The 20,937-nt window shown below is 62.4% G+C and carries 19 protein-coding genes and 4 pseudogenes; 3 read left to right on the forward strand and 20 right to left on the reverse strand.

The features are described from left to right. Positions 1-6 precede the first annotated feature (6 nt). From B6S01_RS15815 to B6S01_RS15835, 6 genes and pseudogenes are all read right to left on the reverse strand, one after another. Positions 7-1,344, reverse strand: coding sequence for an HlyD family type I secretion periplasmic adaptor subunit (locus B6S01_RS15815; RefSeq protein WP_051908513.1), 1,338 nt, complete (start codon positions 1,342-1,344; stop codon positions 7-9). Position 1,345: 1 nt separating this feature from the next. Beyond that, entirely contained in the window at positions 1,346-1,522 is a 177-nt protein-coding gene (locus B6S01_RS21405) for a hypothetical protein (RefSeq protein ID WP_197689952.1), read from the reverse strand. Positions 1,523-1,648: 126 nt separating this feature from the next. Next, positions 1,649-1,780 (reverse strand): annotated as a pseudogene (locus B6S01_RS22175) (hypothetical protein); the annotation flags it as partial. Positions 1,781-1,806: 26 nt separating this feature from the next. Beyond that, a pseudogene (locus B6S01_RS15825) lies at positions 1,807-3,150 on the reverse strand (type I secretion system permease/ATPase); the annotation flags it as partial. 263 nt (positions 3,151-3,413) lie between these two features. Next, positions 3,414-4,370, reverse strand: coding sequence for a mycofactocin-coupled SDR family oxidoreductase (locus B6S01_RS15830; RefSeq protein WP_081570508.1), 957 nt, complete (start codon positions 4,368-4,370; stop codon positions 3,414-3,416). Between the two features lie 138 nt (positions 4,371-4,508). Then, entirely contained in the window at positions 4,509-5,528 is a 1,020-nt protein-coding gene (locus tag B6S01_RS15835) for a zinc-dependent alcohol dehydrogenase (protein WP_037468183.1), read from the reverse strand. 351 nt (positions 5,529-5,879) lie between these two features. Here B6S01_RS15835 and B6S01_RS15840 point away from each other — a divergent pair, with 351 nt between their 5' ends. After that, positions 5,880-6,695: a DUF1206 domain-containing protein gene (locus tag B6S01_RS15840; protein WP_169802851.1), complete on the forward strand. Its 816-nt coding sequence runs from the start codon at positions 5,880-5,882 to the stop codon at positions 6,693-6,695. A gap of 22 nt (positions 6,696-6,717) precedes the next feature. On the opposite strand, the gene B6S01_RS15845 is transcribed toward B6S01_RS15840, so the two are convergent. The 7 genes from B6S01_RS15845 to B6S01_RS15870 all read right to left on the reverse strand — a co-directional run bounded on the left by B6S01_RS15845 (position 6,718) and on the right by B6S01_RS15870 (position 14,692). After that, a complete protein-coding gene (locus B6S01_RS15845) occupies positions 6,718-6,975 on the reverse strand; it encodes a hypothetical protein (RefSeq protein WP_156103399.1) in 258 nt (85 codons plus the stop codon). 14 nt (positions 6,976-6,989) lie between these two features. Beyond that, positions 6,990-7,646 (reverse strand): PepSY-associated TM helix domain-containing protein, encoded by a 657-nt coding sequence (locus tag B6S01_RS21700; protein ID WP_234810813.1) that lies wholly within the window; start codon positions 7,644-7,646, stop codon positions 6,990-6,992. Continuing rightward, positions 7,586-8,575 (reverse strand): PepSY-associated TM helix domain-containing protein, encoded by a 990-nt coding sequence (locus B6S01_RS21705; RefSeq protein ID WP_234810814.1) that lies wholly within the window; start codon positions 8,573-8,575, stop codon positions 7,586-7,588. The genes B6S01_RS21700 and B6S01_RS21705 overlap by 61 nt, the downstream gene beginning before the upstream one ends. Then, positions 8,572-8,817 (reverse strand): hypothetical protein, encoded by a 246-nt coding sequence (locus B6S01_RS15855; protein WP_234810815.1) that lies wholly within the window; start codon positions 8,815-8,817, stop codon positions 8,572-8,574. The genes B6S01_RS21705 and B6S01_RS15855 overlap by 4 nt, the downstream gene beginning before the upstream one ends. Before the next feature lie 223 nt (positions 8,818-9,040). Continuing rightward, positions 9,041-10,402, reverse strand: a complete 1,362-nt coding sequence (locus B6S01_RS15860) for an efflux transporter outer membrane subunit (protein ID WP_407695221.1) — start codon at positions 10,400-10,402, stop codon at positions 9,041-9,043. Next, entirely contained in the window at positions 10,402-13,539 is a 3,138-nt protein-coding gene (locus B6S01_RS15865; RefSeq protein ID WP_037468174.1) for an efflux RND transporter permease subunit, read from the reverse strand. Before B6S01_RS15865 ends, B6S01_RS15860 begins: the two co-directional genes overlap by 1 nt. 7 nt (positions 13,540-13,546) lie before the next feature. Further along, the gene (locus B6S01_RS15870; protein WP_094182664.1) at positions 13,547-14,692 is read right to left on the reverse strand and encodes an efflux RND transporter periplasmic adaptor subunit; all 1,146 of its coding nucleotides are present in this window, start codon (positions 14,690-14,692) and stop codon (positions 13,547-13,549) included. Positions 14,693-14,957: 265 nt separating this feature from the next. On the opposite strand from B6S01_RS15870, the gene B6S01_RS15875 reads away from it, so the two are divergent. Beyond that, on the forward strand, positions 14,958-15,692 hold the full coding sequence (locus B6S01_RS15875) for a response regulator (RefSeq protein ID WP_037468173.1): 735 nt from the start codon (positions 14,958-14,960) through the stop codon (positions 15,690-15,692). After that, positions 15,689-17,058: pseudogene (locus B6S01_RS15880) on the forward strand (ATP-binding protein). Before B6S01_RS15875 ends, B6S01_RS15880 begins: the two are co-directional and overlap by 4 nt. Here the strand turns inward: B6S01_RS15880 and B6S01_RS15885 are convergent. The 7 genes and pseudogenes from B6S01_RS15885 to B6S01_RS15915 all read right to left on the reverse strand — a co-directional run bounded on the left by B6S01_RS15885 (position 17,039) and on the right by B6S01_RS15915 (position 20,914). Beyond that, a complete protein-coding gene (locus B6S01_RS15885) occupies positions 17,039-17,674 on the reverse strand; it encodes an ATP-binding cassette domain-containing protein (protein ID WP_037468169.1) in 636 nt (211 codons plus the stop codon). The pseudogene B6S01_RS15880 and the gene B6S01_RS15885 overlap by 20 nt on opposite strands. Further along, on the reverse strand, positions 17,664-18,362 hold the full coding sequence (gene modB / locus B6S01_RS15890) for a molybdate ABC transporter permease subunit (RefSeq protein ID WP_037468167.1): 699 nt from the start codon (positions 18,360-18,362) through the stop codon (positions 17,664-17,666). Before modB ends, B6S01_RS15885 begins: the two co-directional genes overlap by 11 nt. Before the next feature lie 5 nt (positions 18,363-18,367). Further along, positions 18,368-19,131: pseudogene (gene modA / locus B6S01_RS15895) on the reverse strand (molybdate ABC transporter substrate-binding protein). A gap of 93 nt (positions 19,132-19,224) precedes the next feature. Continuing rightward, positions 19,225-19,770: a septal ring lytic transglycosylase RlpA family protein gene (locus B6S01_RS15900; RefSeq protein ID WP_037468353.1), complete on the reverse strand. Its 546-nt coding sequence runs from the start codon at positions 19,768-19,770 to the stop codon at positions 19,225-19,227. Positions 19,771-20,109: 339 nt separating this feature from the next. Then, a complete protein-coding gene (locus B6S01_RS15905) occupies positions 20,110-20,295 on the reverse strand; it encodes a hypothetical protein (RefSeq protein ID WP_037468163.1) in 186 nt (61 codons plus the stop codon). 186 nt (positions 20,296-20,481) lie between these two features. Continuing rightward, positions 20,482-20,709 (reverse strand): hypothetical protein, encoded by a 228-nt coding sequence (locus tag B6S01_RS15910; protein ID WP_037468161.1) that lies wholly within the window; start codon positions 20,707-20,709, stop codon positions 20,482-20,484. Beyond that, entirely contained in the window at positions 20,699-20,914 is a 216-nt protein-coding gene (locus B6S01_RS15915) for a hypothetical protein (protein WP_037468158.1), read from the reverse strand. The genes B6S01_RS15910 and B6S01_RS15915 overlap by 11 nt, the downstream gene beginning before the upstream one ends. Positions 20,915-20,937: the final 23 nt, after the last annotated feature.

The following is a 20,937-nucleotide window of genomic DNA, read 5'->3' on the forward strand; positions in this document are numbered from 1 at the left end:
CAAGGCTCAGTTATCCCGGAATGCCCGCTCGAACTGGTCGCGCAGCGGCTTGGTAAGGTAGGAGATCATCATCCGGCTGCCGGTGTCGATGAATAAATCCACCGGCATGCCGGGCTTTAGCGCCAGTTCGGGATATTTCCGCAGCTGTGCCTCGTCGATTTCCACCCGCACGGGGTAGAAGCTCAACCTTCCTTCCGGATCGGCCGCCCTGTCGGCAGCCACGAAGGTCACTTTGCCCCGGATTTCGGGCGTGGCGCTGTTGTTGAAGGCGGTGAAGCGGATGCGCGCCGCCTGGCCGACATGGACCTGATCGACATCAGCGACCGAAACGGCCCCTTCGACCAGAAGCCGGTCGCTGTTGGGAACGATTTCCATGATGACTTCGGCGGGGCGCACGACGCCGCCAATGGTGTTGAAAGCCAGCTTGTCGACTACGCCCTCATAAGGGGCGCGGACGACGCTGCGGTCCCGCGCATCCACGGCAGACACGCTGCGGACCTGCTGCTGGTTGAGCGCGCCGTTCAACTGGGCAAGGTCGGCGCCCGCCTGTGACCGGCGGCTTTCCCCGAGCTGGATCATCTGTTCCCGCGCCTCGCTGATGCGCGCCTCTGCCTGCGCTATGTTGGCGCGCAGCGCGCCGATGTCGCCTTGCAGATCCACGGCTGTCCGCTCCAGCTGGTTGAGGCGGCTTATGGTAACCAGCCCCTTGTCCCACAAAGCCCTTACCCCCTTTCGTTCAGGTTCGATGAGGGCGGCCTGTTGCTGGAGCGCGCGGATTTGCGATTGGTAGGCGTTGATCTGCTGGCGATACTGGCGGATGCGCGACTGGATCTGTGCGGCGAGCCCCGCCTGCTCGGACTGCCTGATCTGGAACAGATTGGCTTCATCCGCCATCGCGCGACGCGCGGCAGCATCGGCGCGCATCAATTCACTGGGGAAGGTGACGGATCGAGCGCCCAACCGTTCCGCTTCGAGGCGGGCGCGTTGGGCCCGCATCTGATCGACGCTCAGGCTGGAATATTCCGCATCCGCCCCTGTAACCCTGTCGTCAAACCGCATCAGCACCTGTCCCTTGCGGACAGGCGCGCCGTTTTCGACCAGTATTTCCTTGATCACGCCTCCTGAAGGATGGGCGATCTTCTTGATGTGAGACGCCACGCCGATCTGGCCTGTCGCAATCACCGCGCCGCCGATCGGGATCAAAGTGCCAGCCACGCCGAAACCCATAATGAGTATGGCCATGGCGATCAGGACAGCGCGCACCTTGTCATGGACATGTTCGACCGGGTCATAATCCACGGCGAAGCGGTCATCGGTGATGAAGGGGGCAAGATGGGTGTTCATTTCACGCTGTTCCGGCGGCGGCGGCTTGCATGGCCACGACATTTTCCCGCGGCCTCTTTTGCCTCTGTCGCAAGCGCGCCATGACGTCCGCCGCGGGGCCGAATATTTCCATGCGGCCCTCTCGCATCAGCAGGACATGGCTGACCTGCCCCAGCGCCCGGTGTGAAATCACGACCACGATACCTCCGCGCTCGCGCACCGATGCGATCGCGGCGGCCAGTGCAGCCTCCCCTTCGCTGTCAAGATTGGAATTGGGCTCGTCGAGCAGGACGAGGAACGGATCCTTGTACAAGGCGCGGGCCAGGCCGATGCGCTGCCGCTGCCCTCCCGAAAGCGCCTGGCCATCCGCACCGACGCGGGTGTCATAGCCCTGGGGAGGCCGGTGATCAGGTCGTGCACGGCAGCAGCCCGCGCCGCTGCGACGATCGCTTCCGATGTCGCGGAAGGGTCGAAGCGCGCGATATTTTCCGCGATGGTGCCGTCCAGCAGTTCAATAGTCTGCGGCAGATAGCCGATAAATTCGCCGAAATGTTCAGGATCCCACTGGTCCTGCGTTGCGCCGTCGAGACGGATCGTCCCGCGTGACGGCCGCCAGGCTCCAACCAGCGCACGGCCCAGCGACGATTTCCCCGCCCCGCTTGGACCGATGACGGCGCAGGCGTCCCCGGCATTCAGGCGGAATTCCACGCCATTGACGGTAATCTGCCGAGTGCCGGGCGGCGCGACGACCAGCTTTTCCACCTCCAGCTTCTGTATCGGGGCAGGCAAACGCAGCGAAACGCCAGCCGTTGCCGGGACGCATTTCAACATCTCCGTCAGGCGCATCCATCCGACCCGCGCGCTGATCAGGCTCTTCCAATTCGCGATTGCCTGATCGACCGGCGCGAGCGCGCGCGCAGACAGGACGGACGCAGCGAAGATGACCCCGGCGCTTGCCTTCCCTTCGATGACCAGCAGCGCGCCCACGGTCAGGATGATCGATTGAAGCGCCAGCCGCAATATCCTGCTCAGGCCGCCGAGCGCCGCGCCGGAGCGCGCCAGTTTGTTCTGCGCGGCGGTATAAAGGGCGTTCAGCCGGCCCCACCGCTGTTGCATGCGCCCGCCCATGCCGAGCGCTGTCAGCAGTTCGACATGACGCAAATTGGTTTCAGCCGCGCCATTGCGATAGGCGGATAGCTGCAAAAGCTGTTCGGTCGGCTGCTTCATGGCCCGGTTCGTGAACAGCGTCAGGGAAAACAGGATGATGGCGCCGACCAACGCCGTGACGCCCAGCCAGATATGCAGTACGGACAATATGGCCAGAAAAAAGATGACCCAGGGCAGATCGAGCAGGGTCGCGACCCCGTTCGACATGAAGGCGCGGACATTTTCCAGGTCGTGCATGGGGCTGAGGCCATCACCGGGCATTTTCCGTCCGGTCAGCGCCAGTTGCGACATCGCGCTCTGGACCCGACCCGACAGTTCACGCTCGACGGAATTCGCGACGTCCGCCAGCATGCCCGCCCGCATATTTTCAAAGAAGCCCTGGAACAGGTACACGATCATCACCAGGATCATCAGCCCGGCCAATGTCGGGATGGAATGGCTCGGCAGAACCGAATCATAAACCATCATCATGTAAAGGGATCCACCCAGCAGCAGCACGTTGAGCACTGCGCTGACGCACAGGACGACAATGAACACTTTCCTGTAGTTGCGGACGACTTCCCACAACTCGCCATCACGTTCGCCGAACGCACTCGTCACCTGCATCCCCCCGCTGGATCCGCTGGACTCAAGCACACCGCCCAGCGTCAGATGATGCATGCTGCTCGGCCGTTCATTTGCACAACGGATGTGAGGTGAAGCGTTTTAAAACATGGACGAGGAATTGATAGCCGACGGAACAAAATTGTACCAATCGCTAAACTACAGCTGCAAACACGATGAACTTATGGCCAGACAGTTGAAACTGCCGGGGTCGCGAATATTGTCAAATTTCCTCAATGTTCATCGTAACATCAAGATTTTACGATAAATTATTCACCAACCAGCTTAAGGGCGAATGTTGAACAGACGGGCAGACGTCGCTACGCGACATTGCCTGCCATACTTCCGGCTGCAACATCAATGGCCGAACCGGTAATATGCCGGGCCTCATCGGACAGCAGGAACAGGACACTGTCGCTGACGTCGGATGGCTCGACCCACGGCACGGCCTGCGGAGCGAAGGGATTGGCGCGCATCTTTGCTTCAAATTTCGCCTGGGTCGGCTCAGTGTCACCGGGAAGCGCCCGTTTCCAGGCGACTGGATTATTGAGCAACGGCGTGTTGACGGCGGTGGGGCAGACGCAATTCACCGTCACGCCGCTCCTGGCGACGTCGAGCGCGGTTGCTTTCACCATGCCGATGACGCCCCATTTGGACGCGCAGTAGGCGGCCGAGTTCATCTGGCCAGTCCGGGCGGCGAGCGATGCGATCGCGACGATACGGCCCGAGCGGCGCTCCACCATGCCGGGAAGGACGGCGCGAATGCTGTGAAATACGCCGTACAGGTTGGTGCGAATGATGTCGTCGAACAATGCGTCGTCCATGGATGTCATCGACGCAGTGCCATAGACACCGGCGTTCGCGACCAGCAGATCGATCTTGCCAAATGTCTCCATGCCTTTGCGCGCCACTTCTGCCGCAGCGGCTGGATCGCGTACGTCGGACTTGAGGGCCAGAACGCGCCCTCCGGCAGCACGGACCATCGCCGCCGTCTCGTCCAGGTCGGACTGACGCGCCATCGGATAGTCGATCGTGGGCAACGATGTCAGGCTGTCGGAAAGAATGATGTCGGCCCCTTCGGCGGCAAGCCGTTGGGCATGGCTGCGGCCCTGACCCCGAGCGCCTCCGGTGATCCAAGCCACCTTCCCCGCGAAGCGCTTTCCAGACTGCGCCAATGCCGCCGCCTCGGCGGTCCCGGCCGTGGCGGTTGCCGCAGCAATGGCGCCTGCTGAAGCGAAAAAATGTCGGCGAGAAATCGTCGGATCGTCTTGTTCCATGGATAGCTCCTTTTATTGGGCGGCGGAGTTCGCGTACATGTTCCAGATCAAGGATAATGACATCTGCGCCTCGCGCCTCGGTCCGGGCGATCCTGTTGCCCTGATCGGCGTTCACAAGCTGAACGGTCGCATCTACGCTTACGGCCGGATCAATACCTTACATTGTGTCGAAGGCGTCATCAGCGCGTCGAAGGCTGCGGGCAGTTCGTCGAGCGACACGGTGGAACTATGGATCGGGCGCGGGTTGATCAGGCCCTTTGCGATAGCGTCGATCACCGCTTCGAAATCCCGCTCCGTATAGGCCTGGCTGAAGCGGATGGAAACTTCCTTGCCCAAAGCGACGACGGGGGCGATGACGTCTTCGGTAAAGACCACCCCGGCCACAACCACGCGCCCGCGCAGCCCGACGAGATCGACCGCCTGCTTCAGCATGCCGGGCACTCCGACGCATTCGAAAACGACCTGGGGCGCACGATCATCGGCCATGCGATGGAAGGCCGCAGCCACATCTTCGGTCTTGGGATCGATCACGCCGGTTGCGCCCACTTCCAGCGCTTTGGCGCGTCGGGCGGCTGACATTTCGCTGACGATGACATGGCGCGCGCCTGCCTGCCGGGCGAACAGCGCCACGGCGACCCCTATCGGGCCGCCGCCGATGATCAGCACCGATGCACCGGCGGGCATTTCCGCCATATCGACAATATGGTGTCCCACAGCGAGCGGTTCGACAAGTGCGCCATTCTCGAAGCTGACGCCATCGGGCAGGCGCTGCAACATGCTGCCGCGCGCCGTTACGAACTGCGCATAGGCGCCCTGAGCGGTCAGATAGCAGCCCGTAAACAGGTTCTGACTACACAGCGCAGGCAGGCCACTGTCGCAGGCATTGCAGGAATTGCAGGCATTGAGCGGTAGCGCCGTCACTCTGTCACCGACCTTCCATCCCGCCACATCCTTCCCCAGGGCGGAAATCACGCCGGCGAATTCATGGCCCAGGATCAATCCGGCCGGGGTATGATCGCTTTGCGCCATGTGAAGGTCGGAACCGCAGATTCCGGCATTGGCGACTTCAAGGAGGACCTGGTCGGCGGCGGGCGTCGGATCGGGGACATTCTCGATCGAAAGAGGCTTTCCAGCCTGCTGAAATATGGCGGCGCGCATTTTCTCTCCTGGGAAAGGTGCCCGGCGTCGCCGCCGCGCAGTTGGAACGCAATTCAGGCTGCTTTCAGGGCCGAGATGGCCGCATCTTTGGGATGAACAATTCCTTGCGGTGCAAAGGTGAACGCATCCTCATCTCCTTTGCGGTCCAGCCGCCTTCAACCGATGAGCGTCATCCTCCGCCCTTTAAGCGATGGAATATCCGAATCGAGATCGGCTCGCAATTCTTCTCTAGATGACCATTCAGGAAATATGTGAATGGGATCGGCATGCTGCCCTCGCTCGGTTCCGACTGCCTCTGCCCCTTGCAACTTCATGCCCCCGTCGGCGTTACGGCAGCGGAGGCGCGATTATATGATGAAGAGTTCCCCGGCGGGCTGGCTGACCGCTTTTGCTCGACTGGGCTTCGCCGCGCGCGGCCTGGTCTATTTGCTTGTCGGGGGTATCGCGATAGACGCCGCTCTAAGTGGCGGCCGACCCAGCGACAATCAGGGGGTAATGGGAACAATGGCCGACAAGCCGGGCGGCCAGTTGTTACTGATACTCTGCGCCATCGGCTTTGCCGGCTATGCCTTCTGGCGGCTGACTGAAGCGGCGTTCGACCCCGAACATCGCGGACGGACCATGAAAGGCAAGTTCGACAGGGTCGGCTATGCGTTCAGCGGCGTCATTCATATTGGCCTTGCTCTTGCGGCCCTAAGGCTCGCCACGCGGGATGGTTCTTCGCCCAACGGCGCTCCGGGCGATGAAACCATGCGGGATTGGTCAGCCTGGCTGATGGATCAGCCCGCGGGTTTGGTTCTTCTGATGGTCGCAGCCGTGATGTTGTTAGCCACTGCGGGCGCACAGGCGATCAAGGCCTATAAAGCGAACTTTGATGAACTTGGCGGCGATGTTCCCGCCCCGGATAAGGTTCGCCTGTTGGGGCGAGCGGGCTATGCCGCGCGGGCGCTTGTCTTTGCCATGATGGCATGGTTCTTGTCGAATGTGGTGCTGCACCGCAATCCGGAAGAAGCGGGCGGATTGGGCGCGGCATTAAGGCAATTGCGGGCGCAGGACCAAGGACCGTTGTTACTGCTCATCGTAGCTGCAGGGCTGGCTCTCTTTGGCATTTTCAGCATTGTCGAGGCGCGCTATCGCCGCCTTCGTGTCGTCCCGCCGCATATGTGAATATTCCGACAAGCCGACAGTTTCAGGACCTTTGCGACGAGGGGCTGGCGAGCCAGAGTGCGATAAGCCATCCTGCCACCGCACAGCCGCCAAACCATATCAACCACATTGCCGCGTCCCCTGAAATGGCGATGAGCATGCCGGGGATAATTGCGCCCATTAGATATGCGTGGCGCTTCGCCTTGCCAAGGCTGTTCGGCAGGGCATTGGCGCGCCTTCGCTTGGGATCGCCGAGCGCGAGAAGGACGACGAAGAAGATTGACGCCGCAGTAGCGGTCACGGTCAGCGCCGCTATCATTCCGCTGCCTGAAACAGGATAGTTTGATCCGCGCTGCGGTCGCTTCGCTGCGAGGCGATCCGGGCAATTACCCAGCCCCCTGCCAGCAACAGGGCGATATCGACCGCTACTATTATCGGCTGCCCCTCGCTCAGTGCGACGTTCCAGCCCGGACCACCCATGAACAGGCGGAGCAGCGGAAGAACGAGCATCAGCACACCGGTCGCGGCCTGCAGGAACGCGCTGAGCTTTGACCGGTCGGGCAGGAGAAATCCACCCAGGATGATCGCCGCCGCCGCGATCAGAAATCCGGCGGGTGTCCAGAACAATGCCTGTCCTGACGACGTGGTCAGGAAAAACGCGACGGCGGTGCACAGGAGCGCGAGGGGTAATCCAAGGCCGATGATGGTCACGACACGATCCAGCCATCCCAATGATCGGGCCTCGGACGCTCGCCGCGCTACCCACAGGCGAAGCCCGGTCAAGGTCACGTAACACATTGCAAATCCAAGGCCGAACCAGACCGCCTTGGACAACAGGCCAGCGAAGTTGCCGAAATGCAGGGGCGACATGATCGCCGCGAGGGTGCCCCCTGCAGAAGGCTTTGCTCCGATCAGCGGCTTGACCTGTTCAAAGCGACCGTCCGCACCATGATAGAGCAGGCTGACTGGCACGATGCCGCCGTCTTCGGGGGGTGAAAGGTCGTTATCTTGGCGTCAGCCCGCGCGAAATTCTCGACCGTGACGAATGTCGGGATCTCACCCGTCCGCCGGATTGCGTCGCTGGTGACCCGGTCTAAGCCGCTCGTGGCGACAGGGCGGGGGTCCGCCTTGCCAGGATTGCCGAAGACGGTCTCGTTCAGCGCCTGAACATCCCCGCCAAATGCCGCCATGGCGACGATGGGCACGCCAACCGTCCCGAAAAAGGAAAAGAAGCTGCCCGTGAAGGCGAGTATGAAAGCGAAGGGCAGGCTCCACGTGCCTGCAACGCTGTGACGGTCCCGATTGAACAGCACAGGGTTGGCCTTGCGTCTGAGCGTGAAGATGTCCTTGAAGAGATGGCGGTGGATCATCAATCCAGAGATCGCCGCGACCAGCATGGCGAGACCCAATATCCCGGTCAACAACAGACCCCAGGGATTGGGGACGTGCAGGCGCACATGGGTATCCACCAGGAAATGGCTCAACGCGTCGTCGTTGCGCGGGCCGAACACCTCTTCGCCGGTGCCAGCCTGGCGATCCACCACCCGCCCATCGCGATCAACCTGATAATAGATGCCACGACTGACGAAGGCGCCATCGGGTTCGGTTTCGTGGCGATGGAAAAAGGCCCCAAGCTCATGGTCGCCAACTTCGAAAAGATCGACGCCCTCATGATATTTTTTCGGCGTCTGAGCGCCCAGCGCTTCCACCGTGGGTCCGATCGGCCTTTCGAAGGCGGAAACGGTCGATACATGGCCGCCCGACCATATTCCGATCTCTTCAGCGAACACGGCCGCCGTGCCGGTCAGGATCACCGCATAGAGCACAAGACCAAGCAGGATGCCGGACCAGCCATGGACCGCCACCATCAGCTTCGTTTCATTTTTGGCGAGATGAATCATCTTCCTGCCATCTCCGTTGCCGATGGGCGATCAAGAAATTTGTGCGCAAGCAACCCGCCATGGATCAGCAAAAGCGCGAGTGCGACAAGCGTGACACGTCCTATACGGCGGTCGAGACAGGCGTGAAAGAAGAGTACTGCCCAGATCAGCGGCGCCAGCACAAGCGGCAGGACCAGATTATCTATCCCCGCCCGACCGCCGGGCAGCCAAAGCGCCATGCCAGCCATCATGATGATGGTCACCACGATCGCCCCAGGTCCCGCGAGGAGGGCGCGAATCCAACGATCTCTGCTTCCGGCCACGGCTTTCCCAGTCATGACTCCCTAATAGACATAGGTCGTCATGATGCAAGTCATTAGCATTAACTGCAATAAACCGTGCTTCTGATAGCGGCATCGGCGTGCGCGAAACTTCGGTCTGGCAGCGCAGCGTCTCGATAAGGTTGGCTCCCCAAAGCGCCCATTCTCAAAAATCCGCGCCGATGACGCGATAAAGCGTTATCCGGTTCTGGATAAGAGCAAGATCCGTGGCGATTGCGCTACGCCGCGCAGAATAGAGCGACCGCTGGTTGATCAGAGTGGTCAGGAACGGATCGATGCCTGCGCGGTAACGCTGCTCGGTCAGCGCGTAGGCTTGCTCGTTGGAGGTTACGAGCGCCTGTTGCGCGCGCTGCTGGTCGGAGATCGTGCCTGCACGGGCCAGTGCGTCGGCCACTTCCCGGAATGCGCTCTGGATCGCACCTTCATAGCTGGCGAGTGCGGCGTCGCGCTGCGCCTTGCTGTACTGGACATTGGCCTGCACGCCGCCGCCAAAGATTGGCAAGCTGGCCGATGGCGTCGCCGACCAGCTGAAAGCATCGCCAGTGAAAAGGGAGGATAGAGCCGAGCTGGCGACGCCGATTGCGCTGGTCAGGCTGATCTTGGGGAACATGGCTGCGCGGGCAGCGCCGATATCTGCATTGGCAGCCTGCAACCGATGTTCGGCCTGTAACACATCGGGCCGTTGCAACAGGATGTCGGAGGACAAGCCTGCGGGCGCCTGCGCCGTGGATCCGATCAGCGCGTCCAGCGACGGGGGCAGCAACGCGTCCGCTACGGGGGCCCCGGCAAGCAAATCAATGGCGTTGCGATCTTGCGCCACCTGGGTCATCGCTGCGGCCACATCAGACCGCGCTTGTTCCACCAGAGTCTCCGCCTGATGGACGTCCAGCTTGCCGGTAAGGCCGACGCCATTGAGGGAGCGGGTAAGCGCCAATGTCCGCTCGGCGCTGGCCAAAGTGTCTCGCGAAAGGGCCAGCAACTGCTGGTCGGCGGCAAGCGTTGCGTAAGCGCTCGCGGTTTCGCCGACCAGCGCAATGCGGGCAGCGCGAGCGCCCTCCTCCGTCGCCAGATAGGATTGCAATGCAGACTCAGACAAATTGCGCAGGCGGCCGAACAGGTCGATTTCGAACGCGGTGAAGCCTATGTCGGCGCTGTAGCTGTCCTGCCGCTGGCCATCGCGACGGGCGAATGTCCCGCCCGCGTCACCCGTTATCGCAGGAAGCTGGGCGGCGCGCTGGATGCGATACTGGGCGCGGGCGGCCAGCACATTGGCCAGCGTGGCGCGCAGGTCGCGATTATTGGCCAGCGCACCTTCTATGACGGTGCGCAGCCGATTGTCGCCGATTAAGGCGGTCCAGGCGAAGCCGGCTTTCTGCGCTGCATCGGTCGCGGGATATGCCGGCCCGCTGGGCCAAGCGGGCGGCACGGGCGCCGCCGGGCGTTCATAGGCGGGGGCAAGGTTGCACGCGGTCAGCGCAACGGTGGCGCTCAGGGCGATAAGGCGCATCATGCCAGCACCTCGGTTCCGGCAGCGGGCGGGCCGCTCTTGCGTGTGAAAAGCCGCATGATCGTGAAGAAGCATAGCGGGACGTAAAAGATCGCCAGCACCGTTCCTGTCAGCATGCCGCCTGCGACCGCAGTGCCGATGGAGAGGCGGCTCTGCGCGCCCGCTCCACTCGCCAGGGCGAGCGGCAGGACGCCCGCGATGAAGGCGAGCGATGTCATGATGATCGGACGGAAGCGCAGCTTGGCGGCTTCAATCGCCGCGCTCATTGCGTCCTTGCCCTGCCGGTAGGCAAGCTCGGCAAATTCGACGATGAGGATCGCGTTTTTGGCGGCCAGCCCCATGGTGGTGAGAAGGCCGACCTGGAAGAAAATATTGTTTTCCAGCCCTCTGGCCCACACCGCGATGACCGCACCGACCAATCCAAGCGGAATGACGAACAATACCGCCAGCGGCACCGACCAGCTTTCGTATAGAGCGGCCAGGCAGAGGAAGACCACCACCACCGACAGCGAATAGAGCAGGGGCGCCTGCCCGCCTGAAAGCTGCTCTTGATAGGACAGGCCGCTCCAGGAATAGCTTGTTCCGGCAGGCAGCTGTTGTTGCAGGCGGATCATTTCGGTCATCGCCTCGCCCGAACTGGCGCCGGGCGCGGCCTGTCCCTGTAGCTCGTAGGATGGCTGACCGTTGAAACGGGCGACAGTCGATGGCCCCATTTCCCAATGTGTTGTGGCAAAGGCGGAAAACGGCACCATCTCGCCGGTCGAAGCGGACCGCACCTGCCAGTTTTGAATGTCCGTCGGCAGGGCGCGATAGGGCGCGTCAGCCTGAAGGAAAACGCGCTTCACGCGGCCTCGATCGACGAAATCATTGACATATGTGCTGCCCCAGGCGGAACTGAGCACATCGTCCACATCGCCTTGCGCCAGACCCAGAACGGCCAGCTTCTCGCTGTCGATATCGACTTTAAGCTGCGGCGTATCCTCCAGCGTGGCGGCTCGTACGCCCGCAAGCAGCGGGCTTTGCGCCGCAGCCGCCAGCAATTGGTTGCGCAACGCCAGGAACCGTTCGCGGCTAAGGCCGCTGCTGTTCAGCAATTCGAATGTGAAGCCGTTCGATTGCCCCAGGCCGCGGATGGACGGCGGCGTCATTGCCAATATCTTTGCGTCGCGAATAGCCGCAAGCTGTTTGGTGGCTCGAGCCGCGATCTCGCTTGCGCTGTTGACCTTGCCCTTGCGGTCATCCCAGGGGGCCAGGTTGACAAAGCCCATGGCGGTGTTCTCACCTTGTCCGGCAAAGCTGAAACCCTGCGCTATGAATATGCTCTCGACATTCTCGGCTTCGTCGTTCTGAAAATAATTGCGGACGCTTTCGATAGTTTGAGCGGTGCGCGAGGATTTGGCGCCGGCCGGCAAGGTGATCTGCACCATCACCTGCCCCTGATCCTCCACCGGCAGGAAGCTGCTGGGCAAACGTACGAAGAGCAGCGCGAGGATGCCGATGATCAGCAGATAGACGCCCCAGAACAGCACGCGCCGGTGCATGATCTTTTCCAACCGCCGCATATAGCCGCCGGTCACCCGTTCGAACCAGCGGTTGAAGCGGCCCGCCCATCCCTGTTGCCGCCGTTCCTCGCTGCTTGGCTTCAAAAGGGTGGCGCATAGCGCGGGCGAAAGGATCAGCGCGACGACGACAGACAACAGCATGGACGAAACGATGGTGATCGAGAATTGACGGTAAATAACGCCTGTCGATCCGCCAAAGAACGCCATGGGAAGCAGGACCGCCGACAGGACGAGCGCAATGCCCACCAGCGCGCCGCCAATCTCTCCCATCGACTTGATCGTCGCGGCGCGAGCATCCAGCTCTTCCTCGTGCATCACCCGCTCGACATTTTCGACCACCACGATCGCATCATCGACCAGAAGGCCGATAGACAGCACCATGCCGAACAGGGTGAGCGTGTTGATGGAATAGCCGAACAGGGCCAGCACGCCGAAAGTGCCGAGCAGAACGACTGGCACCGCGATCGCGGGGATCAATGTCGCGCGCCAGCTTTGCAGGAACACGAACATGACGACCACGACCAGCCCGACCGCCTCAATCAGCGTCTGTATGACTTCCTCGACTGACAGGCGAATGAACGGCGTCGTGTCGCGCGGGAAAGCGATCTTATAGCCGTGGGGCAGGTTGGCCGATAGTTCGGCAACCTTGGCCTTTACCAGTTCGGCCGTCTTCAGCGCGTCCGCAGCCGGTGCGAGCTGCAACGCCACGCCCGATCCGGGGTGGCCATCAAGCGCCGCCGACGAGGTGTAGCTTTCGTTGCCCAACTCGACCCGCGCGACGTCGGAGAGATGAACCACCGATCCGTCGCTTTGCGTCTTGACGATGATGTTGCGAAACTGTTCGGGTGTTTCCAGCCGCGCGCGGGCTCTGACGGTTGCGTTGAGCTGCTGTCCCGCCGGCGCGGGATCCGCCCCGATCTGCCCGGCGGACACCTCGACATTCTGCGCCCGGATGGCGTTTTCCACATCCGATGGCATCAGTTTGACCGTGGCGAGTTTATAGGGGTCGAGCCAGATGCGCATGGCATATTGAGATCCGAAGATCTGCACCGACCCTATCCCTTCAATCCGGGATATCGGGTCCTGGAAATTGTTGACCAGATAGTCCGAGATGTCCGTCTGCGTCGATCGGTCCGTACTGTCGTACAGGGCGACCAGCATCAGGAAGTCGGTCTGCGATTTGGTGACGGAAAGCCCCTGCTGCTGCACCGCATTGGGCAGGCGGCTCAATGCCTGCTGCACCTTGTTTTGCACCTGTACCTGGGCAGTGTCGGGATCTGTGCCCTTGGTGAAGGTCACCGTGATCCGCGACTGTCCGTTGGCAGTCGATGTCGATGAGAAATACATAAGGCCGTCGATGCCGGTCAGCTGCTGCTCGATGACCTGGGTGACGCTGGTTTCGACAGTGTCGGCTGACGCACCGGGATAATTGGCGCTGATGTTCACGGACGGAGGCGCGATGTCGGGATATTGAGCGATCGGCAGCGAGAGCATGGCGCCCAGGCCGGCGAGCATGATGCCGATCGCGATGACCCAGGCGAAGATGGGTCGTTCGATGAAATAGCGGCTGAGCATTTGAGGCCTACTTGCTCTGGCCGATGGTGGCCGGACGCACCGTGTCGCCGGGCCGGACCTTCTCTGTCCCCTCGACGATCAACCTGTCGCCAGCCTTCAGCCCGGCAGTGACGAGCCATTTGTCACCGATCGCCTCTGCCGCGGTTACGGTTCGCAGCTCTACTTTGTTCGCTTTGGTGACGACGAGTGCGGTCGCATTTCCTTTGGGATCGCGGCTGATGCCCTGTTGCGGCGCCAATATGCCGCCCGGCACGACAGACTGCGGCGCAACGACGCGCACGAACATGCCGGGCAGCAGCAGGTTGTCGGGGTTGGGAAAACGGGCGCGCAGGGTGACCGTGCCGCTGTCGGGATCGACGATGGGCTCGGCGAATTCGATCCGGCCTTCCAGTGGATAATCGCTGCCGTCGTCCAGCTTCAGACGGATAGTCGCGCTGGCCGGTAGCGTCTTGCCTGCGGCAAGCGAGCGGCGCAGCGCCAGAAGCTGTGCGCTCGACTGCGTGATATCCACGAATATGGGGTCGAGTTGCTGGATGGTGGCGAGCGGCGTCGCCTGGCTGGCCGTGACCAGCGCGCCGGGCGTCATCATCGAACGACCGATCCGGCCACTGATGGGCGCCCGGACTTCCGTGAAGCGCAGGTTTATGCCTGCGGTCTGAAGCGAGGCGCGCGCCTGCTGCACCGCTGCGCCTGCCTGCCGGGCCGCTGCCAGCACATCGTCCCGGTCCTGCGCGCTCACTGCTTCGGTCTGCCCCAACGCCTGATACCGGCGCGCCTTGGCCTGTGCGGCAACGGCAGTCGCCTGCGCATTGGCCAGCGCTGCTTGCGCCTCGTCCCGCGATGCGCGGTAAAGCGAGGGGTCGATCTGATACAAAGGCTGTCCGGCCCGAACGTAGGAGCCTTCGGCGAAGAGCCGCTTTTGGATGATCCCTGTGATCTGAGGTCGAACTTCGGACATCATCGTCGACGCCGTGCGGCCGGGCAGCTCGGTCGATACCGTCACATCCTGTGCCTGCAACGTCACGACGCCTACTTCCGTCAGCCTTTTTTCAGGCGGCTTGTTCTCGCCGCAGCCGCTGGCGAGCAGGCATAGCGCCGCAGCTACCGGCGCAATACGCGACAGAGGGAGAAAAGCGACAGGGCGCAACAACATGGCGGCAGGCATTCCAATGACAATTCGGCAATTCGGAAACTTCACCCGGCGCAGGGGGAGGGAGGGAAGCGCCGGGTGAAGCACGGCCCCTGGTCTGACGATCGTCAGACCGGCAGGGTGCCGACCATCCCTATTTGCCGCGCGTCGCGCGTCTTCATAGAGGAAAGATGTGCCATTGTGCATCGCAACATGTCGAAATGTATCGACACGTATCAAGTGGCTGTAGGACGCAGACTTTCTGCGGTGGAATGGGTAGAATAGCCCCATGCCAGAGCATCCAAACAGCCGTCAGCCACGCTTGATCGTCGTCGATGACGATCCCGATATCAGGGACTTGATCGTCAGGCAGCTGCGGCAGGACCATTATGAAGTCCTGTCGGCGGGCGGCGTATCCGAATTTAAAGCAGCGCTCGTCGAACAGCGTATCGACCTGATCGTGCTGGACCTCAATCTGCCGGACGGTGACGGCCTGGAACTGTGCCGGGAATTACGTGGTCAGGGCAACGATGTCCGGATCATCATGGTTTCCGCGCGGGGGAGCGCGATCGATCGGGTGCTGGGCCTGGAACTGGGGGCGGATGATTATCTGACCAAGCCTTTCGAGCCTCGCGAATTGCTGGTGCGAGTCCGCAACCTTCTGCGCCGGGCGCAGCCCGATGATGCCGAGCGTCAGCGCAACAAGGGTGCGCGCGTCGCATGCTTCGGGCCGTGGCGCCTCGACCTGTTCCAACGCAGGCTGATCGCTCAGGATAATCGCCTGGTTATGCTTTCGTCGGCAGAGTTTCGCCTGTTGTCGCGATTCATCGAAGAACCCAACGTCGTTCTGTCGCGGGAAAATCTGGTGCCTGAACGGCGGGTGACGGCGGCGTTCGACCGATCCATAGACCTTCAGGTCAGTCGGCTGCGGCAGAAGCTGGCAGGCGCGCCGGGCGGCGAGGAACTGATCCTGACCGTTCGTGGCGAAGGCTATGTGCTGGCAACGCCGGTATCCTACGAATGATCGCATCCATCACCGGCCGCGCGCGGAGCTTTTTTCGTTCTTTGGCGGGGCGGATATTCCTGCTGCTCACGATCGGCATGTCGCTGGCGGCGATGATTGCGCTGCTGGTGGCCGAACAGAGCAGGAGCCACGATTTCGAACGCTGGCGAATGCAGCGGGTCGTTGCGAGCGCGGAGGATATCGCGCATCGACTGCAACGCGACCCGCAGCGCATAGAAGCGATGCTGGCGGGGCAGCAGATCATGGGGGCTACGGTAGCGCCTGAAGGCATTGCTGTGGCAGAACCCGACGCTACGCTGGCGCGCGCGCTGAGGGAGAGGTTTGGCCCGGATTCAAATCCTGAGGCCAGTCAGGTCCCTGTCGGCCTCTGTTTTCCAAACGCGCATTATTCGCCGTCGGAAAGTGCGGCGGGCGTCATCGATGCGCCAAGGCCGGATTGCTGGATCGTGCGCTTCACTGACAGCACGGGCGCCCGTCGGTCGATGGCGCTCAATCTGCCGCGCGTGGTCAGGCCTCCAAGCATGATCGCGAACCCGCTGTACATATTGCTGATCGTGATCGCGTCCGCGGGCCTTGCAGTCGTCGTTGCCCGCATCGTGGCTGGACCGCTGCGCCGCCTGGAACTGGCGGCCGAAGCCTTCTCGGTATCGAGCGACCCGGAAGAGATTCCCGAAAAAGGGCCGGAAGAGGTGCGGGCCGCGCTCTCCACCTTTAACCTGATGCAGCGGCGGGTACGTGCGGGCTTTGCGGAACGGACACAGTTGCTTGCGGCGATCAGCCACGATCTTCAGACGCCGCTCACCCGGCTTCGGCTGCGGCTGGAACTGGTCGAGAATGAGGAATTGCGAGGCCGCCTGCTGCAGGATCATCAGGCCATGCAGACGCTGGTGAGGGAAGGGCTGGACCTTGCCGCCAGTACCGAAGCGCAGGAAGATTGGTCGTTCATCGATATCGACTCCCTGTTGGAAAGCCTGGTCGAGGATGCGCAGGATCTGGGCGCGCCCTTGCGCTTTACGGGGGGTGTGGCGGGACCGTGCGCGTCAAACCGAACGCGCTTAGCCGCTGCATCAGCAATCTCGTCAGCAACGCCATCAAATATGGCGGCGGCGCAGAAATCGGATGTTCACGCAATGGCGGCCGTGTGTCGATCCATGTCCGGGATAGAGGTCCTGGAATTCCGCCCGATCAGCTTGACCAGATGTTCGAGCCATTCACGCGCGGGGCGGCGGGGCAACCGGGCGGCCGGCCCGGCACCGGAATTGGACTGACCATCGCACGGTCGCTAGCGCTGACATTCGAAGGGTCGGTTCGGCTCGTCAATGCGGAGGATGGCGGCCTGATCGCCATCATAGAGATGAAGGGGTGATTTCGACCCGACGCGTGGCCAGGCGGTCGGCTTCCGCGGGATCATGCGTGACATAGACGATTGGAAGACCCAGTTCGTCGCGAATCCGCAGGATGACATCCATGATCTCTCCCCGGCGAGCGGGATCGATCGAAGCGAGCGGCTCGTCCAGCAGCAGCGCGCGGGCGCCTGACAACAGCGCCCGGCCTATGGCTACGCGCTGTGCTTCTCCGCCCGAAAGTCCGTTTGGCCAGCGGTCCAGCAGATGTCCGATGCCCAGGAAGGATACAACCTCTTCCAATGACATCCACCGGTATTGCGGCCTCGCCAACCGATGCCCGTAAAGCAGGTTTGCCCGCACTCGGAGATGGGGAAAGAGCCGACCATCCTGAAACACATAGCCCAGGCGGCGGCGATGGGCGGGCAAGTCGATGGCTTCGCGCGCGTCGAACAGTATGTCCCCGCCTATGCTGACACGCCCTTCATCGGGTCTCAGCAGGCCAGCCATCATGTTGAGCACGGACGTCTTGCCGACGCCCGAAGGGCCTGAAAGGACCGTCAGCCCGGCCGGCGCGGTGAAACGCGCCTTGACGACATGGTGGCCCAGCGTCTTTTTGACATCGACGTCAAAGGACATGGCCGCTCCGTCCTGATCGCAGGCGGCGGCTGAGCGCTTCGGAAATCAGAAGCGCGCCCAGCGACAGGCCAATGGAAATCAGCGCCAGGCGCCAGACGGCGGCGTCCGCGCCGGGGATCTGCAATGCGCTGTAGATGGCGATGGACAATGTGCGCGTTTCGCCGGGAATGTTGGAAACGAAGGTGATTGTCGCCCCAAACTCCCCAATCGAACGGGCAAAGCCGAGGATAAATGCGGTGGCGACGCCCGGCAGGGACAGCGGGAGCAATATGGTCCAGAAACAGTAGGCCGGACTTGCGCCCAGCGTGCGTGCGGCATCCTCTATGCGATGATCGACCGCCTCAATCGACAGGCGGATCGCCCGCACCATCAGCGGCAACGCCATAATCCCCGCGGCAATCGCCGCGCCGGTCCAGCGGAACATGACGGTGAAGCCAAGCCATCGTTCCAGCAGGCCGCCGACCGGACCGGCTGGCCCAAAGGCGAGCAGGAGCAACCAGCCGATCACGACCGGAGGCAGCACCAGCGGCAAATGGACCGCTGCATCAAGCAGCAGCTTGCCGGGAAAGCGCCCGCGCGCAAGCAGCCAGCCCAGCGCGAAGGCGAAAGGCAAGGTAGTGAGGACGGCGGCCAGGCTGACTTTCAGCGACAGGCGCACGATGTCCCATTCGTCGGCGCTGAGCATCATGGCCGTTATCGCGCGCCGAAGCCGTATCGGTGGAAGATCGCCTTGGCCTTGGGTGAGAGCAGGAACCGCCGGAAGCCCTCTGCCTCTGCATGGGTCGAGCGCGTCAGCAGCGCCAATGGGTAGGCGATGGGAGGATGACTGCTGTCAGGGAAAACACCGACGATCCGCACCGCCCGGGTGGCGCGGGCGTCGGTTTCATAGACAATGCCATAGGGCGCCTGCCGCCGTTCGACCATGGCGAGCGCAGCCCGAACATTTTCCGCAGCCGCGATCCGGTTTGAAAGCGTGGGCCAGACCCCCATGGCGGCAAGCGCCGCTTTCCCATATCTGCCCGCTGGCACGCTTGCCGGATCGGCCATCGCCAGCCGACCCGCGCCAAGCGCGCGCGCCAGCGGGAAGCCGCGCCGGATCGTCAGCATGCCCTTGCTGGACGCTGGCGCGACCAGGACGAGGCGATTGGTCAGGAAGGAAGCGCGCGTGCCGCGTCTGACCAGTCCCTTGGCGGTGATGGCGTCCATCCATGGTTCGTCGGCGGACAGGAAAAGGTCGGCGGGCCCCCCGCCTCAATCTGGCGGGCAAGGGCGGAGGAGGCGGCGAAGGACAATAAAGGGGGGGCATGGCCTTCAGCCGCCCAGGCATCGGCAGCAGCGGTCAACGCTTCCTGAAGGCTTGCGGCCGCCAGCACGAGCGGACCGCGTTCACGCGCCGAAGCTGGCTGAGCCATGACAGCGCTGAGCAGCAGGATCAGAAGCGAGAGAAAACGGCCCATGAGAAATGTCCGGCTGACGGGTGTATATGCCCCTATACAGCGGTTATGCGCGAAGGCGATGGGTAATTGCCGCCGCGCCACAGCCAGAACCTGTCATCGAGGCGACGGAAGCCTGCGCCGTTGTGCAGCGAGCGCTTCGCCGGTCAGGGTTGGCCGCTGCGCGCCGGGCTTGCCCTTGCGCAGCCTCTTGCGATCCTTCTCGTCCGGCTCCGCCAGGCGAACGCGTACGGGGGCCTGCCCCTGCCGCTCAACGCCCAGCAACTTTGCCGCCCCGCGCGACAAGTCGATTATCCGGCCACGGGCAAACGGGCCGCGATCGTTGACGCGGACGAGCAAGGTGCGGCCATTGGTCAACTCCGTCACCTCGACATAGGACGGCAGCGGTAGCGTCGGGTGCGCCGCGCTGATCCAATCAGGGCGAAATTTTTCGCCCCGCGCGGTGCGGTTGCCCGATTCATGTCCGTACCAACTTGCATAGCCGACCTGATCATAGCCGGGCTGCTGCGCAGGCACGTAAGTCGTGCCGCGTATCGTATAAGGCCGCCCGACCCGAACAGGCGTGTCCGACACCGGCTGGTACGATGCGCAGGCCGCGAGCCCCAGCAACAACAACGGCGCAAGGCGGTGAAAAACTGACATGGGCGCCCCATAACGCGACGGAACGGGCCAATACAACCGCCTCTCGCCATAAAGCCTTAACTCGCGATTTCATGGGGATAGCTTTGATTCTGCGTCAATCCCCCGAAAGGGGATGGAGCCATTGCTCCTAATCGTCGTGCGCCAGCACAAAGCGCACTGGCGGGCGAAGGAGCGGGGTATAGGATGGTCGTCAGCCGCTGGCGCCCGGGGAACCAACGGCTTCCGCAGGGTTCCCCTAAATTCTGCGGGACTGGGTCCGGCTGCCCCGACCATCATAAGTCGAAGCCATACAGCCGGACCCAACAGCCGCGGGAAGGCTGTTGAAAGGGAGGCTGCCCATTATGTCTTGGGATGTGGTTTCCTTTGTAGATCCCTTTGCTGTTCCGCCTCGTCAATCGCCCTGATCAGGTCGTCGAAGGCGCCGTCCCTGGGCACCGGGAAAAGCCGGGAAAAATTCGCGCCTAGCCGTTGAACATCATCCTCGGTCAACAGTCCGATTGCGACGATATGGTCATGGGTGTCCATTCAAGGCCCCTCCTGACTTTTGATAACGATGCAGAGGCCATCTGGTGCCAAGCCGCTGTGTCTCAATGGCAAAAATCGCCCTGAGCTGTTTGGATCCGGGTTTATCAGGATGCGCGCCTGCCAACTGAACGCATAGGAACGGCAGCTGGGGGTAAAACAGGATCGGTTAGCGGGGGAAGTGGCTGGTCAAGCGGTGAGCAGTGGGTGGCGCATGCGCAGGTCATCCATCAGCGTTTCGATAAGGGCGATCTCCTGCGCCGACCCGGTCGGGTTGATCGCCCAGTTGCAATGCGAGTGGGTGGCGCGGCTGTAGATGCGCACCGGCCCGATCGCCTTGCGCCAATGATGTTTGCTGCGGCCATGGTCGCGCACAAGACGGGCGACGAGAAGGTCGGTCAGTCGATCAGCTGTCATCTTCGGCTTTCATCGTCGCATTTTCCGGGCCGATCCAGCGGCCGGGCAGTTCAAGATAGGCTTCCAGTTCGCGCCAGTGCCGGTCCCAGCCGGGGCCGCGCCGTTCTTCGGGCACATAGGCTTCCACCATGCGGCGGGCGCGCGCGACCACATTGGCGGGCGGACTGCGCAGCCGGTCGAGAATGTGGCGGATGTCCTCGCTCATTCGCTGTTGATAGCCCGGCCCCT

Origin of the sequence: Sphingobium herbicidovorans (genome assembly GCF_002080435.1) — a bacterium.
Taxonomy (GTDB): Bacteria; Pseudomonadota; Alphaproteobacteria; order Sphingomonadales; family Sphingomonadaceae; genus Sphingobium; species Sphingobium herbicidovorans.